This is a genomic window from Burkholderia sp. MSMB1498, from assembly GCF_001526245.1.
Taxonomy (GTDB): domain Bacteria; phylum Pseudomonadota; class Gammaproteobacteria; order Burkholderiales; family Burkholderiaceae; genus Burkholderia; species Burkholderia savannae.
Genome location: NZ_LOYJ01000006.1, coordinates 43,383 through 59,875, shown reverse-complemented (window position 1 = coordinate 59,875; position 16,493 = coordinate 43,383). Strand labels below are relative to the sequence as shown.

The window sequence follows — 16,493 nt, the reverse complement described above, 5'->3', positions numbered from 1 at the left end:
GACGGAAATATGACAGACCGCTATCGGCACCGAAAATAATAAAAATTCCGCTTTTTATTTTGTTTGGTCATAAGCGGGCCGCGGCGCGGTGCGGCGGGCTGCGGGCCGCTTGCCGCGTCAGCGCAGCAGCCGGTCGAGGAGCGGCGACGAGAACACGCGGCGCGGATCGTAGCGGTCGAGCGTGCGTAGCGCCGCGTCCCAGTTGTCGTCGGAAGGCAGCCCCTGCCGGAATAGATCCGGAATCGTCGCGCCGATCATCGTGTCGTCGCTCCAGGCGGCGGAGCTCGTGTAGCCCCAGCCCTTGGACCACTCCGGCCGCACGGTCGCGTAGCCGCCGCTGTAGTTCGACAGCATCCACTGCTCGATGTCGCGATAGAAGCGGTTCGCGTCGGGCGTGCCCGGCAACGTCAGGATGTCGAACCAGATTGCGACGTCCCAGTCGGGATGGTCGGGCCGTGGCCGGAGCGCGGACAGCGACGGCGCCGTCGCGCCCGGAGCGACTTCGTCCGGCGAATCGACGCCCGTCACGCGAATCTCGACGGGGCCGTTCATCGGATAGCTGCCGGCCGCGCGATAGTCGGCGATCCGCTGCCGATACGCGCCGACGAACTCGTTGATCGCGCGCTGCACGTTCGCGCGGCTCGTCAGCACCGCATAGCCGTTCGCGGTCACGCGCAGCGTCGTCGGCCGCACGTAGTTCAGCACCGTGCGCGACCACCCCCAGAGATTCGTCGCCGGCGCGAACGGGTTAGTCAGGCCGAGACACGTGATCGCGTATAGCGTCTTGCCGAACAGCGGCGTCAGCTGGAATTCGCCGTTCAACACGATGCGGCTCACCAGATCGGACAATTCCCTCGGTAGCGAATCGGAGAACGGATAGTTGTACGGCTGATCGACGGCGCGCGCGCCGGCCGGCCGGTTCGGCCGGACGCTCCAGACTTTCAGCCACGGAGCGCCGGTGAACGGATACCAGATCGCTTCGATGCGGCCCGAGCGCCGCAGGAACGATTCGACGGTTCGGCCTCGCGCGCCCGCGCGGGCGAACAGCTCGGATGCGGGGATATCGACGAAGCTCTCGCATTGCAGCCGCTGATTCGCGCCCGCCTGCAGCGTCGCTTCGACGATGAACGCGCGGCCGACGTGCGCGAGGAACGGGCCGATGTCCGGATCGGTCCGCTCGAACGTGCGCAGTGCGTAACGGCCCGACGACGCGTCGTGAACCACCGCGGTCAGCGACAGCACCGCGTTGCTGAGCGAGCCGTACGTGTGCCCCGGCAGCCGCGTTTCGCCCGCGGCCGGCAGCGCGGTGCCGTGCGCGCCGATCGCGAGCGCGCCGCCGAGCGTGATGTCGCCGGGCGCGGGAAACGCCGTCATGCCGAGCCCGTACTGCTCGAGCGTCGCGAGCAGCGCGTCCATCGACACGCCCGCCTGCGCGGTGACGCGCGCGGGCGTCGTCGACGCGTCGACCGACACCGCCGTCAGATGCTTGGTCGTGTCGACGAGCAACACGCGGGCGTTCGCATCGTTCGCCGCGACCGCGAGCGGCGACCAGTTGTGCATGTGGCCGAGCGCTCGCGCGCGATAGCCGTGCTGCGCCGCCCAGTTGACGATCGCGACGACGTCGGCGGGCGTCGCGGGCGCCGCCGTCCACAGGTTCGCGACGGCGATTTCGCCGCTCCAGTTGCGAAACGCCTGCTTGTAGAGCGCGATGTCGGCGGGGAAATTCGGCGGCGTCGAGCCGGCGGGCTGCGCGTGCGCGGGAATCGGCCGGATCGGCGTCCATCCGGCGACGACGCCCGCGCCGGCGAGACGCGCGAGATCGCTGAGAAACGCGCGGCGACGAAGACGCGGCGTCGGGTCTCCATGGATCTTTTTCATGGTCTTCTCGAAATATTATTTATTGCGTAATAAAGGAGCGAAACGTTGGAGTGAGCCGTAATGCGTTTCCCTCTTCGACCACGTGCTTTTTGTTCGATACGCGTTATTGTTTTTGAAAAGATCGTTGTTGCTCGCTCGGAAGCCATTGGATGATAGGCGCCGAGGCAGGTGCGTCAAGCGGATCGACACGGCGATAGCGCGGACGGCAAAAAGGCGGATGGCGAGATGGCGGGGCGGTGCGACGCGCCGTCGCGACCACACGAGCGAGCGGATCGCCGTGCGTTTTCAATCGCTCGCAGGCGCGGACGCGAAGCGCCCGACGAGCACGCCGGCGGCGATGCCGATCGATGCCTGCACGCGGTGCGCCGAAAGCGGTTTCCACGGCGCGCCGCGGAACTTCGGAATCCGCACGGTTGTCTGCCCGCGACGCTGGCGTTCGCCGTGCCGCGCTTCGAATGGCTCGAACGTTTCGAATGGTTCGAGTACGTCAAGCGCCTCGAATGCTTCGCTCACGTCACGCGCGATGCGGCGAGCTTCTGACCGTCGCCGAGCACGGTGAGCGCCGCGTCGATCCGGCGCAGGTCGTCGTCGAGCGCCGCGCCGCCGATCTTCTTCTTGACGACCGTATAGCCGCGGTCGAGGTCGCTGCGCATCTCGTCCTTCAGCTTGCCGAGATCCCGGCCGGGGTAGTAGTAGCCGCCCGCCGCACAGACGAACACCTTGCGGTTCGGCGTGCCGTTGCCGTGGCGTTCGGCGAGCAGGCGAAAGAGCGGCTTGTCCTCGATCTTCGCGACCGCGTCCCACTCGGCCACGGCGAGCGTGCCGATCGCGACGGCGCGCTCGCCGTGGCCGCCCGGCTTCTCGTTCGCGAAGAGCGCCGCCTAGATCCGGTGCGGATCAAGATTGTCGCGCGCGTCGTCGACGAGGCTCGCGGGGGCGGCGTCGAGCAGGCGGGCAATGAAGCGCTCGCGCAGCAGCATGCGCTGGCCGTAGCGGCTGTTCGAGTTGAAGCCGTGGCCGGCGACGGGCTCGCCGTCGCGGACGACGTCGGTGATCACGGCGACGACGCTCGGCGTCATCTTGCTGAAGTCGATATACGCGTTGCGGCTCGGAGAACCGATCGATACGGCTTGCTCGCGGATGTCTACGATTCTCATCGCGTCTCCCGGGCGCATCGGCGGCCGATGCATCGTTGGCGAAGGCGTCGGGGCGCACTCGGGCCCGACGCACTAGGTTGGTCGCGCGAGCCGGGATTGGAATGAACCGCGAGTCACTTGGTTATTGACTTTTAGTGCAAGCCCATCAGAGCGACGGCCTGACGTTCTTCGTGCTCGTCGCGCGCCTGGGCCCGCCGGCGCCGGCGGGCGACACGCCTGCCGCCGCATGAGGCGGCTGCCGCGCGTGAGATAATCGCCGCTCCATCGCCAACGATGATGCGGCCCCGCCGCGCCCGATACGTTGAATCTCCAGCCCGTTTCCATCGACCAGATCGACGATTTCGACGAGATCGTCGACGTCCGCACGCCGCTCGAGTATGCGGAGGACCATATTCCGGGCGCGCTGAACGCACCCGTCCTCAGCAACGAAGAGCGGGTGATCGTCGGCACGATGTACAAGCAGGTGTCGCCGTTCGAGGCGACGCGCGTCGGCGCGGCGATGGTCGCGCGCAACATCGCCGCGCATCTCGACACGACGTTCGCCGACCGCCCGCGCAACTGGCGGCCGCTCGTCTATTGCTGGCGCGGCGGCAAGCGCTCCGGATCGATGGCCGTCATGCTCAACATGATCGGCTGGCGCGCGCGGCAGCTCGACGGCGGCTACAAGGCGTACCGCCGCTCGGTCGTCGACGCGCTCGGCCGATTGCCCGCCGAGTTTCGTTACGTCGTCCTGACGGGGCACACCGGAAGCGGCAAAACCCGGCTGCTGCACGCGCTCGCGCAGGCGGGCGCGCAAACGCTCGATCTCGAAGCGCTCGCCGCGCACCGCGGCTCGCTGCTGGGCGCGCTGCCGAGCGGCGAGCAGCCGTCGCAAAAGGCGTTCGACACGGCGCTCGTCCGCGCGTTGCGCGGCTTCGCTCGCGAGCGGCCGGTGTTCATCGAGGCGGAGAGCCGGCGCATCGGCTCGATCACGTTGCCGCTCGCGCTGCTCGCCAGCATGCACGAGGCGGATTGCGTGAACGTCGAGACCCAGCGCGAAGAGCGCGTCGAGTTGCTGCTGCAGGATTACGGGCATCTGATCGACCGGAGCGCGTTCTTCAAGGTGCAGCTCGAGAAGCTCGTGCCGCTGCACGGTCACGCGCGCATCCGCAAGTGGCACGAGATGCTCGACGAGGGGCGTCTTGGCGAGCTGTCCGAAGAGCTCGTCGACGTTCACTACGATCCCGCGTATGCGCGCAGCAGCCGCGAACATTTCGTTCGCCTGCCGCGGGCCGAGCATTTCCCGTTCAGGCCGACTGCGGCCGACGTCGTGGAGCAGGCGAGGGCGTTGCTCGCGCATCTCGACGCGATGAGCGCGAGCGTCTGACGCAGGCGGGATTGAGCGGAACGTGGCGCGGATCGCGCGCGAGTGCCGTTTGCAGGACGCTGCGCTGCGCGCGCCGAACGAGCGGGCTGCAGCCGCCGCGCATCGCATGGCGTGAATTCGCGAGCATCCGTTTGGACGGATGACGGCGCACATGCCGGCGCATATGCGCCGATCGAGCGATCAGCGATCCTGAACGACGAGATTCAAACGGCGATTCGAGCGCGCGTTCGAACGACGCATCGGCACGCATGCGCCCGATCGCCCGGCGCTTGCACGGCCGATTCTTTTCGAGCGCGGCCGGTGCCGCTCAATGCCCGATCGCATCGCCGCCGTCCGGTGGCGCGGGCTGCTCTCGCACGCCGCTCGCGATCGGCGCGCCTGACGCCGCATGCGTGTCCCGATGCTTGACGGCGTGCTCGACCGCATGCTGCGCGGCGGGCACGACGACGGTCGGAAAGATCGCCGCGAGGGCGACCCACAGCACCACACCTGCAACCATGATCGATCTCCGAAAGAGTCGCGCGGCGGCGACGTGCGCGTCGATGCAATCGATACGAATCGAGCCGCATGCGAGCGCATCCGCCGAGCGCATGGCGATGCGGAAGGCTGGTGCACCGCTGCGGTGCGTGCGGCAAGAATCGCGTCGCGCATGCGTTGCACGGCACGGCGAACGCATCGATGGATCGGCGCGCACTCGCGCGCAACCGCCGCGCTCGCCTCGGCATCGGGCGATCCGCGCGCGACGCACAGGCGCTGCGACTCGTTCGGCGCCACGCGCATGACGAGGTACTGCGATCACTGTACGAGCAACGCCGCCTCGGCTTTTGATCGAACTCAATCGGAGCGGACCTGACATCGCGCGGCGCGATGACGGGTGGATGTCGTGCGCTTAGTGCGTTTCGTGCGCGCCGCTCGCGGCGGCGGGCCGCAGGGCGCGGGGCGAGGGCGGTGTGCGTCGGCGTGGAGATGGCGTCGCCTGGTCGAGGCGGCTGCGGCGTTTCGCCATCGCGTTGAGCGGCCGTGATGTCAGACGATTCGTCGCGATCGCGAGGCGCGACATCGCGGCGGCGTCGCGCGCGATTCGCGGATAGTCGCCGGCAAGCGGTCGCGCGCGCGACGGATGCGCTGGGTCCGGTGGCGCCGCACGTCGTCGATCCTTGGCCGACGAGCCTTCGCCCGATGCTCGCATTGCATGCGCGGCCCGATGCGGTGATCGCGCCCGTCACGCGGTACGGCAGGACGCCGGGCGGCGCGACCGCGCGCCGCCAAGCGGGCGGGCGCACGCGCAAGCTCGCCGCCGCCTGTTTCGGATCGTCGGGAAACGCGGTCGGGCCGGCGAATCGCGTTGGACAGGATGCACCGCCGCGTGCCGAGAATTATCGGCGGGCCGAGCCGAAAAGCGGGCGCGAGCCCGACGCGCACGATCGCGAATGCCGCGAGCGCGAACAGCCGGTTCGCGGGGAATGCGGCGGGAAATCACGCGTTCGGTTACGCAAGCGCGGTCGCGCGCGGCCGCGGCCGGACCGGCGCGCCCGCCGCTGCCCGGACGACCGTCGCGACGCCGATCGGCGCGAGCATGAGCACGAGCACGCGCGAGCCTCGGTGCGCCGTTACGCGCGCCGTCGCCGACGTCGGATCACGACGCGCGCGCCCGACTTGCATCAGCGGCATCGAAGCGCCGTTCTCCGGAACGTCGCGCGCTTGCGAAATGACGCGAACGCATGCGTGTAGATCGGGTTATTCGCACTGCAACTTCTGCGCAGAGCGCGTAAATTGAAAGAGGCGCGTCGCGCTCGAGCGACGGCGTGACCGTGGCGGCGAGCGTTGACTCAACGCAACGTTTCGGCGAAACCGCGGTCGAGAATGATCGGATCAGCCGCTCTGTGCGGCGTCGCGCGACGGCCTGTCGCGAACGGCGCGCACGCCCGGGCTGCGGTCGTCCGGAGACGATTCATGCATCCTGCGAAGACGCCCTTTCTCGCCGTGCGCGATCTCGCTCGCCCGCTGCGCGGCGACGCGGGGGATTTCGACGAATTGATCGACATCGCGAACGACGCCGATGTGGTGCTGCTCGGCGAGGCGACGCACGGCACGCACGAGTTCTATCGGATGCGCGCGCAGATCACCGCGCGCCTGATCGACGAATGCGGTTTCGACACCATTGCGATCGAAGGCGACTGGCCCGATGCGTGGCGCGTGAATCGCTACGTGCAGGGCGACGCCGCGATCGGCGGCGTCGACGCGGCGCTCGCGGACTTTACGCGTTTTCCCGCATGGATGTGGCGCAATCGCCCGATGCGCGAATTCGTCGGCTGGATGCGCGATCACAACGCGACGCTGCCGCGCGAATCGCGGGCGGGCGTCTACGGGCTCGATCTGTACAGCCTGTACCGCTCGGCCGATGCGGTGATCCGCTATCTCGACGACGTCGATCCCGATGAGGCCGAATTCGCGCGGCGGCGCTACGCGGCGCTCGATCACGTGCGCGAGCCGGGGGCGTACGGCTACGCGGTCGCCACGGGCGCGCGGCCGGCCGCCACCGTCGACGCGGTCGCGCAACTGCTGCGGCTGCGCGCGAACGAGGCGGCGTATCTCGCGCAGGACGGCATCGACGCGCTCGATGCGCAGTTCTTCGCCGAGCGCAACGCGCAGGTCGTCGTCAACGCCGAAACCTATTACCGCGCGATGTTCGGGCCGCGCGCGAACACGTGGAATCTGCGCGATTCGCACATGCGCGACACGCTTTTCGCGCTGCGCCGCTACCGCGCGCGTCGCGGCGGCACGGGGCGCGCGGTCGTCTGGGCGCACAACTCGCACGTCGGCGACGCGCGCGCGACCGAGATGCACCTGCGCGGCGAATGGACGCTCGGCCAGCTCGTGCGCGAGTCGCTCGGCGAGCGCGCGCTGTCGATCGGCTTCACCGCCTACACGGGCCACGTGTCGGCCGCGTCGCAATGGGACGGCGACGTCGAACAGAAATGGATGCGCCCCGCGCTGTCCGACAGCTACGAACGCCTCTTTTATACGACCGGGCTCGACCGTTTCTTCCTGCCGCTGCGCGAGATCGTCGCGCAGCCGCTCGGCGAAGCGCTGCTCGAGCGCGCGATCGGCGTGATCTATCTGCCGCGGACGGAGCGCGACAGCCACTATTTCATGTCGTCGATCACGGGGCAGTTCGATGCGCTGTTCCATCTCGACGAAACGAGCCCGCTCGAACCGCTCGCGCCGCCCGATGCGTGGCATCCGCGCGAAGAGCCGGTGTCCGCGCCGTGACGGCGGCGCGACGTGGAGATGACGATGCAGATTCAGGAAGTACGGATACCTCTCGGAAAGGTCGAATTGAACGGCATACTCGCGACGCCCGAGCATGCGTCGGGAATCGTCGTGTTCGCGCACGGCAGCGGCAGCAGCCGGCTGAGCCCGCGCAATCAGGAGGTCGCGGCGGTGCTGCAGCGCGCGGGTCTCGCGACGCTCCTGTTCGATCTGCTGACGATCGAGGAGCAGCGGCGCGACGCGGTCACGGCCGAGTACCGGTTCGCGATCGCGTTCCTCGCGCGCCGGCTCGTGAGCGCGCTCGACTGGCTGCGCGAGCGGCGCGACGTCGGCGAGTTGCCCGTCGGCCTGTTCGGCGCGAGCACGGGCGCGGCGGCGGCGCTGATCGCGGCGAACGCGCGCGGACGTGTCGTGCGCGCGGTCGTCTCGCGCGGCGGCCGTCCCGATCTCGCGGGCGACGCGCTGCCGCGCGTGCGCGTGCCGACGCTGCTCATCGTCGGCGAGCGCGACGAGGAGGTGATCCGCCTCAACCGCCTCGCGGCCGGCTGGCTCATCGGCGAGTCGAAGCTCGTCGTTGTGCCGGGCGCGACGCATCTGTTCGAGGAGCCGGGCACGCTCGACGAAGTCGCGCGCGTCGCGGCGGATTGGTTCGTCGCGCATCTGCCCGAAGACCGGGATGCGCACAAGAGGCATCGAAGATGACGAAACCCGTTCGCGACGGCGCGCTGCTGACCGACCTGTACGAATTCACGATGCTGCAGTCGTATTTCGACTGCGGCATGAACGACGCGGCGACGTTCGAGTTCTTCGTGCGCAAGCTGCCCGCGCATCGCAATTTCCTGATGGCGGCGGGCCTCGAACAGGTGCTCGACTATCTCGCCGACCTGAAGCTCGACGCCGGCGAGATCGAGGGGCTGGCGAGCACGGGGCTCTTCAGCGACCGGTTTCTCGCGTCGCTCGAATCGCTGCGCTTCACGGGCTCGGTCCGCGCGATGCGCGAAGGCACGCTGTTCTTCGTCGACGAGCCGATCCTGCAGATCACCGCGCCGATGCGCGAGGCGCAGCTGATCGAAAGCCGCGTGATGAACCTGCTGCACTACGAATCGATCGTCGCGAGCAAGGCGGCGCGCGCGGTGCTCGCGGCGCCGGGCAAGACGCTCGTCGATTTCGGCCTGCGCCGCGCGCACGGCGCGGAGGCGGCGCTGCTGTCGGCGCGCGCGAGCTACGTCGCGGGCTTCACCGGCACCGCGACCTTGCTCGCCGGCTTGCGCTACGGCATTCCGGTGTACGGCACGATGGCGCATTCGTACGTGCAGGCGCACGCCGGCGAGTCGCTCGCGTTCGAGCATTTCGCGCGCTCGTTTCCACGCAACGCGATGCTGCTGATCGACACGTACGACACCGAAGCGGCTGCGTACAAGGTGATCGACGTCGCGAAGAAGCTCGCGCGCGACGGCATCGAAGTGAAGGGCGTGCGGCTCGACAGCGGCGATCTCGCGCAGCACGCGATGCGCGTGCGCGCAATTCTCGACCGGGCGGGGCTCGATCGCGTGACGATCTTCGCGAGCGGCAATCTCGACGAATACAAGCTCGAAGAGCTGATCGGCAAGGGTGCGCCGATCGACGGCTTCGGCGTCGGCACGCGAATGAACACGTCGGCGGACGCGCCGTACGCGGACTGCGCGTACAAGCTGACCGAATATGCGGGCGTGCCGCGCCGCAAGCGCTCGGAGGGCAAGGCGACGTGGCCCGGGCGCAAGCAGGTGTACCGCCGCTATCGCGACGACGGCGTCATCGACGGCGACAGCCTCGCGCTCGCCGACGAAGCGCATCCGGGCGGCGCGCTTCTCGAGCCGTTCGTGATCGACGGCGAGCGCGTCGCGCCGCTGCCGAGCCTTGCCGGCATTCGCGCGCACGCGAGCAAGGAGCTCGGCGCGCTGCCCGCGGCGCTGCGCGATCTCACGCACGCGGCCGAGTATCCGGTCGCCGTGACCGACGCGTTGATCGCGCTCGCGCAGCGGATCGACGCGCGCACGGCGAGCGAAGCGCGCGCATAGCGCGACGCGCGGGCCTGCGCGCATTGCGCGTGGACGCGAATCCTTGCATGCGTTGGCATGCATTCGAACGAGCCGCGGCATGACGACTTCGTGCGCGTCGCGGCGAAGGAGGCGTGATGAACGATTATTTTCGCGATCGCGTCGATGCCGGCCGGCAGCTTGCCGCGCATCTCGCCGATTATGCGAACCGCAGCGACGTCATCGTGCTCGCGCTGCCGCGCGGCGGCGTGCCGGTCGCGTTCGAGGTTGCGAAGGCGCTGCGCGTGAAGCTCGACGTGCTGATCGTGCGGAAGCTCGGCGCGCCCGGCAATCCGGAGCTCGCGATGGGCGCGATCGCGACGGGCGGCGTCGTGCAGCTGGAGCGGTCGGTGCTGCACGCGATGCACGTGAGCGATCGCGAGCTCGCCGACACGATCGATCGCGAGCGCACCGAGCTCGCGAGGCGCGAGGCCGCGTATCGCGGCCGCCGCGCGCCGCCCGACGTCGAGGGCCGCACCGTGATCGTCGTCGACGACGGCATCGCGACGGGCTCGACGATGCTCGCCGCGCTCGAAGCGATGCGCGCGCACAAGCCGGCGAAGCTCGTCGCGGCGGTGCCCGTCGCGTCGCCGAGCAGCGCGGAGAAGGTCGAGGAGGTCGCGGACGCGGTCGTCTGCGTGATGCGGCCGGACTGGCTGATGGGCATCGGCCAGTTCTATCGGAATTTCGACCAGACGAGCGACGACGAGGTGCGCGAGCTGCTCGGCCGCGCGAGCGAGTGGGAATGGTCGGGCGCGGACGGCGCGCCGACGCCGGACGCGGGCCCGTTCTGAGCGCGGCTGGCCGCGCGGCGTCGAGCCGGCGTTCGATCGATCGAACGCGCATCGCGTGCGCTCAGCCCGCGGCGGCGGCCTTACTGCCCACGTCGTTCGCACCCGGCTCGGCGGGCGCTTTCAGCAGCGGCTGCAGCGCCGGCGCGAGCGTCTTCAGCAACTGCACCGCCATCGCGCTCGTGAAATCGTAGCGCGCCGCGTACGGTTCGTGAACGTACGCGGTCAGCACGCCGAAGAACCGATCGTCGATCGAGAACGCGAACGTCGCGCTGCGATTGACCTTGCGCGATTCGATGAGGCGCGCGCCGCGCGCGTACACGTTGAAGCGCTGGTCGCCCGTGCCCGTCTTGCCGTACACGGGCAGCGTCGGGCCGTTCGGGAACGCGAGCCCCTGCGCGAGGCGGCGGCCCGTGCCCTTCTGCACGACGTCGCCGAGCAGCGCGTGCACCTGGTTCGAGATTTCCGGCGACAGCAGCGGCTGCGGCCGCGCGGCGGCGCGCACGAAGCGCGTCTCGTACGGCGTGCCGGCCGCGAACTCGAGCGACGAGATCCGCTCGTTCGGCACCTTCTCGCCGTTGTTCGCGATCAGGCCGACGAGCTTCGCGAGCGCGGCCGGCTGATCGCCCGATGCGCCGATCGCCGCCGCGTACGACGGCGTCAGGTGATCGAACGGGTAGCCTAGCGCGCGCCACGATTGCCCGATCTCGTCGTACGCGCGCAGCTCGACCATCCGCTTGATGCGGCGGTCCTGCGTCGCGTGGTAGCGCGTCTTGAATAGCCACGAGTACGACGTGATCCGCGCGTCGCGGCTCGCCTTCTGCACGTTGTCGAGCGATGCGTCCGGATGCTTGCGCAGATACGCGAGCGTCCACAGCGCGAGCGGGTGCACGCCCGCGATGTAGCCGCGGTCGTTCAGGTTGAAGCGGTCGATCGCGTACTTCGTGTAGAGCTTGTCGAGCGCGTCGTCCGACAGCTTCGCGGCGGCCGGCGTGCCGTGCAGCGTCGCGCGCATTTTCGCGTCGAACCACGGGCGCGGCGCTTCGGGCGCGACGCTGCGCAGCACCGTCGCGACGCGCGGCGGCGACTTGCGCACGTTGTCGAGCATCGCGGCGAGCGCGTCGTCGTCGGGCTTGCCCGCGTATTTCGTATAGAAGCGCTTCACGTACACGCGGCTCTCCGCATCGACGAAGCGCATCAGATAGCGCTGGCGCTGCGCGGGATCGTCGAGCCACGACGTCGACGGCCCGCTCGTGCGGATCATCTCGTAATGGACGATGTCGCGCATCAGCCGCACGAACACGAGGTTCACCGAGTTCTGGAACGCGACGTGCACGGTCAGTATCCGGCCGTTGTCGGATTTCTCGAAGTTCGTGAAGCTCTGCGCGCCGCCGCCCGTGTAGAACGTCTCGCCAGGACTCGCCGAATACTTGCGCTCGACGGATGCGGCGAGCATCGCCTGCAGCGAACGATCGTGCGTATGCGCGAGATAGTCGAGCGCCCAGCGCGTGAGCGCGTCGGTCGGATCGGGCTTCACCTTCGCGAGCTCGGCGGCGCTCATGCCCGCGTAGCGCGCGTGCAGCTCGGAGACGATCTGCAGATACGTGACGATCGTGCGCAGCTTCGCGGTCGAGCCGAGATTCAGGCGCGCGCCCTGGTTGATGTCGAAGGGCTGATCGACGCTGTCGGTTTGCACGCGCAGGAGGTTCGCGCCGTTGCGTCGTTCGTACAGCGTGAAGCTGTACAGGATCTTCGACGGATCGTCGCCGGCGCGCAGCATCTCGAAGCCGTAGAGGCCGGCTTCGCGCGCGCCGTCGCGCGTCGCCGCGCGCGCGAGGCCCGCCGCGACCGCCTGCTGCACCTTGTTGTTCAGCGTATCGGTCGCGCGCAGGTCGAGGCGGTCGAGCTGATAGACGTTGTCGATGCCGAGCGCGCCGAGCAGGTGCGAGCGCGCGGACGTCACCGCCTTGCGCGTGACGAACGATTGCGCATCGGGCGCGGCGGGCGGCGCGCTGCGCTCGATGCGCGCGGCGAGCGCGGCGTCGCGCAGCGCGGGTGAGATCACGCCGCCCGTCGCGACGAGGCGCAGGTAGCTGTCGGTGAGCCGCTGCAGCGTCGGGAAGCCGCTGTTCAGGAAGTACGACGGCGCGCGCTGCGCGATCATCAGCGACAGCATCTGCCGGAACGCGACGCCTTGCGCTTCGACGTTGTCGGGCGTCGTCGGCGCGGCGAGCAGCCGGTTCACTTCGTCGAAGTCGCGGCCGTACCACGCGGCGAGGCCGTCGCCGATGCCGGTGATTTCGCCCACGCGCGCGCGCGCGGCGAGCGGCACCGAGTTCAGGTAGTGGACGACGATCGCGTGGCGCGCGGCCATCGTTTGCGGGCCGTTCAGATACGCGCGCACGGACGCCGACGCGATCTGCCGGAGCTTTTCGGGCGGCGTCGCCGTGCGGCCGTCGGGCGAGTGGCGGAACTTCTCGAGCTGCGTCGCGAGCGTGCTGCCGCCGGGCGTCGCCTGGCGGCGGTTCACGAAGCGCAGCCCCTGGTCGGCGAGCGCGCGGCTGAAGCGCCCCCAGTCGATCGCCGGGTTGCGGTTCGGCTGATTCGGGTCGAGCAAATAACGATCCTCGATGAAGAGGAGCGATTGCACGACGAGCGGCGGGATCGACTCGAAGCTGTCGTACACGCGGTGCGGATAGACGACGCCGAAGAGCGGCGAGCCCGTCGAATCGACGATCGACAGGCCGGCCTGGTCTTTTTCGCCGTACGGCAGGAACAGGCCGTCGTCGGCGAGCGACAGCATCCGGTCGGACGCGCGCGCCTGCGACGCGACGACGAAGCCGCGCGACAGCAGCCTCTGCTGGAACGACGGCAGCAGCGCATAGCCGAGCCGCAGGTCGTACGGGCCGTTTTCGGGGAAGCGGATGCGGTTGCTCGCGCCTTCGTCGACGCTGTAGCCGACGTCGCGGGTCAGTTCAGACAAGAAACGCGCCTGTAGCCGGGAGGTTTCGATCTCGATCTGAACGACGCGCGCGATGATCGCAAGCGCGACCACGATGATCGCGATCAACGACCATTTGAGCGCCTTCCAGAACGACAGGGTTCCGGTGGGGCGAAGGGGAATCCGAATCAGCGGCCGATTCATGGCGGCGTCTCCCGGAGAGCTGCGGCACTCGCCGAGCCCATTTCGCTTAGTTTAGTACCGAATTGTGGAAGCCACTGTACGGGTTGACTCTGAAAAACCACAGTGGGTGTGGAAACGTTTCCGTATGCGTCGCGCAGCTCGCGGCAGTGGCGGCGGCGATGTCCGGAAATGGTGCGGCGCGCACCGTTCGCGGGACGCACGGCGGCGCTCGCGCCGCCGGCCGCGCGACGGCGGCGTCGCGGAGGGCGCGCGGCGGTGCGATTTGCGCGGTGGACGTCGTCGCGAGGCGACGCGGCAGCGCGAAGGAGGGCGGTAACGGAGGCGGCGCCCTGGATGGCTTGCGTCGCTTGATGCGGCGTCAGCCGGACGGTGTCGTCTGCGCGGACTTCATGTCCGCGCGGGCGGAGGTGACGATCGTTGCTTGCCGCTTGCCGTCTTTCGCCTGTCGCTTACCGTTTGCCGCAGCATCGCCCGTTGCCCGTCGCCCGTTGCGCGAACGAACGTTGCTACACGAGCTGCGCGATTGCGCCGCGCGGCTCGCATCGGTGCAGCGCGCGGCCGGTGTCCCGCGAATACACGACGAGCCGGATGAAGCCGTTCGGCGGCGCGTGCAGCGCGAAGAAGCCGTCCATCACGTCGATGAACACCTTTAGGCTGTTCGATGCGAACGCGGCTTCGTCGAGCGTCAGCTCGACTTCGAGGCCGCGCACGAACGTCGGCATCGGTTTCACGGCCATCCAGCGCACGGCGGCCTTGTGATCGAGATTCGCGATGCCGTCGATTTGCGCAACCGCGCTCGACGAGCGCGCCGCATATTGAACGAGCAGCGACTTCAGCGCACCAAGCCCCGACGGCCGCAGCAGCAACGCGTGCGGCGTCATCGCCGCGATCAGCCGCCAGAGCGCGCCGTGGTCGCGCGCAAAGCGGCGGGTCGGCGTCGGCCGGCGCAGGATCGCGATCCTGCCCGGCAGATTGTCCTTCTCGTTGAACAGGTCGCCGTCGGGATCGCCGATCGGCAGCGTCTGCGGATAGTCGCCGTTCGTGCAGGTGAGCTCGACGTTCAACTGACCGGCACGGGGCCGCACGAGCGCGCCGTCGGCGTCGACGAGCCTGAGCGCCGCGGGCGCCGCCGGGCGCGCGCCGTGCGCGAACGGATCGCGCTCCGGCGCCCAGTAGAGCGGTTCCTTGCGGCCGCGCTGGCCGTGCAGCAGCGAGTGATACGGCGTCACGTCGACGCTCGCGCCGTGCTCGCCTTCGCGCGCGATGCGCACCGCGTCGATCGATCGCACCTCGATGCCGTTCGACTTCAGCGCCTGCGGCGCGACGGGATAGGCGGCCGCGGCGTCGCGCAGCGAGATCGGCATCGCGTCCTGGCTGAACAGATTGACGATCGGCGTGCAGAAGAGGCGCAGGTTCGAGGCGGACAGCGTGTCGAGCACGCGCGCGCGCCGCGAATCCATCGCGACGTCGACGACGGGCAAGTGCAGCGTCAGGCGCCGGCACGGGCCGGCCGCGCGCGCGATGCGTGCGACGTCGATGTCGACGAAATCGAATTTGGCCGGGAAGGCGAAATATTCCATCAGCAGCCGCAACGGCGACGCGTCGCGCGCGGGGGCGAGCAGCGCGTCTTCGTCCGCGAACCCGACGGGCGCGAGCGGCACCTTCGACAGCGGCTTCCAGCGCCCGTCGCCGTCGAGCTCGACGAACGCGGCGGGCACGTGCATCGCGAACGTGTCGAGAAGCGCGGCGACGAGCGGCGCGTCGCCGTGCAGATGCACGCGCAGGCTGCGCGCGTGCGATGCCGACAGCGCAAGTTGCGCCGGCTGCGCTGTCGGCGAATCGAACGTGATCGACACGATGCCCGTCGACGACGGCGGCATCTGCGCGGCGGCCGGCGCGGCCGACGCCGGCCGAAAGCGTGCGTCGACGATCGACACGGGCGCGAGCGCGACGTCGTACGCGGTGCGGAACCGATTTGCGCCGACCCGGCTTTCGAGCGTCGTGCCGCGCCGGATCGTCACGCTTTCCGTCAATTGGCTGAACAGCGACGCCGCGTCGAACTGCGCGATCGAGCACGCGGGAAACGGGCGCAGATAATCGGGGCACGCGGTTTCGACGAGCGCCTCGGTGAACTCGGGATACTCGTCGTCGAGCGTCTCGCCGATCTGCGCGCTCAGCAGCGCGAACGACTGGAGCATACGCTCGACATGCATGTCGTCGGTCTGGCCGTCGGCGATCCCGAAGCGCGTCGCGATCTTCGGATGACGGATCGCGAATTCGCGCACCGCGTTGCGCAGCAGCGCGATCTCGCGTTCGTAGTAGGGAAGGAGGTCGTTCATCGGAAAGAGGCGGTCGGGATTCGGGCCGATCGGCGCGACCGGCCGCGGGGCTCCGTGCGGCGCGCGGTCATGCGCGCGTCGCGCCCGACGCCGACGCGATCGCGCGTTCCGCGAATGGCGGCGGGGCCGCAGGCGTTCAGTCGACGGGCGCATGGCGTCGCAGTGCCCATCGCGCGCCGGACGCCGGAATCGCCGTCGAGATGCGCGGCCGCGCGGCGATGCCGAATACGGCCGAAGCGCGCCGTCTCGAAGCGTTTCGATGCGGCGAGCGAGAAATCATTACCGCGATTGTCGAGGTACGCGTCGAGTGGCCACATTATTGCCGCCTTGCGTTCAAATTCGCGCCGGGGAATGATTCAATATCGTTGTGCAGCCGATATCGGCATGCGCCTGATTAAACCAGGATTCGCGGGCGGCAAGGATGAATATTCCACGTGATCGTGCAACCGCGTGATATGTAAGGTATTTT

At 69.0% G+C, this 16,493-nt stretch carries 10 protein-coding genes and 2 pseudogenes; 5 read left to right on the top strand and 7 right to left on the bottom strand.

Going from position 1 to position 16,493, the window contains the following annotated elements:
- Positions 1 to 117: 117 nt before the first annotated feature.
- The 3 genes and pseudogenes from WS91_RS01540 to WS91_RS01530 all read right to left on the bottom strand — a co-directional run.
- Positions 118 to 1,878 (bottom strand): cholesterol oxidase substrate-binding domain-containing protein, encoded by a 1,761-nt coding sequence (locus tag WS91_RS01540; protein ID WP_038748860.1) that lies wholly within the window; start codon positions 1,876 to 1,878, stop codon positions 118 to 120.
- Between the two features lie 285 nt (positions 1,879 to 2,163).
- The gene (locus WS91_RS01535; protein ID WP_059669617.1) at positions 2,164 to 2,391 is read right to left on the bottom strand and encodes a hypothetical protein; all 228 of its coding nucleotides are present in this window, start codon (positions 2,389 to 2,391) and stop codon (positions 2,164 to 2,166) included.
- A gap of 14 nt (positions 2,392 to 2,405) precedes the next feature.
- Positions 2,406 to 3,035: pseudogene (locus WS91_RS01530) on the bottom strand (mandelate racemase); the annotation flags it as partial.
- Positions 3,036 to 3,336: 301 nt separating this feature from the next.
- Here WS91_RS01530 and mnmH point away from each other — a divergent pair.
- Positions 3,337 to 4,401: a tRNA 2-selenouridine(34) synthase MnmH gene (gene mnmH, locus WS91_RS01525; protein ID WP_059575243.1), complete on the top strand. Its 1,065-nt coding sequence runs from the start codon at positions 3,337 to 3,339 to the stop codon at positions 4,399 to 4,401.
- Positions 4,402 to 4,708: 307 nt separating this feature from the next.
- On the opposite strand, the gene WS91_RS01520 is transcribed toward mnmH, so the two are convergent.
- Positions 4,709 to 4,900 (bottom strand): hypothetical protein, encoded by a 192-nt coding sequence (locus tag WS91_RS01520; RefSeq protein WP_059669625.1) that lies wholly within the window; start codon positions 4,898 to 4,900, stop codon positions 4,709 to 4,711.
- Positions 4,901 to 5,380: 480 nt separating this feature from the next.
- Positions 5,381 to 6,037: pseudogene (locus WS91_RS37110) on the bottom strand (sulfonate ABC transporter permease); the annotation flags it as partial.
- Between the two features lie 317 nt (positions 6,038 to 6,354).
- On the opposite strand from WS91_RS37110, the gene WS91_RS01505 reads away from it, so the two are divergent.
- The 4 genes from WS91_RS01505 (at position 6,355) to WS91_RS01490 (ending at position 10,543) form a co-directional block, all read left to right on the top strand.
- Positions 6,355 to 7,674 carry an erythromycin esterase family protein gene (locus WS91_RS01505; protein ID WP_038748868.1) on the top strand — a complete coding sequence of 440 codons (1,320 nt, stop codon included), beginning with the start codon at positions 6,355 to 6,357 and terminating at the stop codon, positions 7,672 to 7,674.
- 24 nt (positions 7,675 to 7,698) lie between these two features.
- Positions 7,699 to 8,376 carry a dienelactone hydrolase family protein gene (locus tag WS91_RS01500; RefSeq protein ID WP_038748949.1) on the top strand — a complete coding sequence of 226 codons (678 nt, stop codon included), beginning with the start codon at positions 7,699 to 7,701 and terminating at the stop codon, positions 8,374 to 8,376.
- Positions 8,373 to 9,731, top strand: a complete 1,359-nt coding sequence (locus tag WS91_RS01495; protein WP_038748870.1) for a nicotinate phosphoribosyltransferase — start codon at positions 8,373 to 8,375, stop codon at positions 9,729 to 9,731. Before WS91_RS01500 ends, WS91_RS01495 begins: the two co-directional genes overlap by 4 nt.
- 116 nt (positions 9,732 to 9,847) lie before the next feature.
- A complete protein-coding gene (locus tag WS91_RS01490) occupies positions 9,848 to 10,543 on the top strand; it encodes a phosphoribosyltransferase (RefSeq protein ID WP_059643941.1) in 696 nt (231 codons plus the stop codon).
- Positions 10,544 to 10,604: 61 nt separating this feature from the next.
- On the opposite strand, the gene WS91_RS01485 is transcribed toward WS91_RS01490, so the two are convergent.
- Positions 10,605 to 13,685, bottom strand: a complete 3,081-nt coding sequence (locus tag WS91_RS01485; protein ID WP_059669614.1) for a transglycosylase domain-containing protein — start codon at positions 13,683 to 13,685, stop codon at positions 10,605 to 10,607.
- A gap of 506 nt (positions 13,686 to 14,191) precedes the next feature.
- Complete coding sequence (gene tssF / locus WS91_RS01480) at positions 14,192 to 16,024, bottom strand: type VI secretion system baseplate subunit TssF (RefSeq protein WP_038748875.1); 1,833 nt, start codon at positions 16,022 to 16,024, stop codon at positions 14,192 to 14,194.
- Positions 16,025 to 16,493 lie beyond the last annotated feature (469 nt).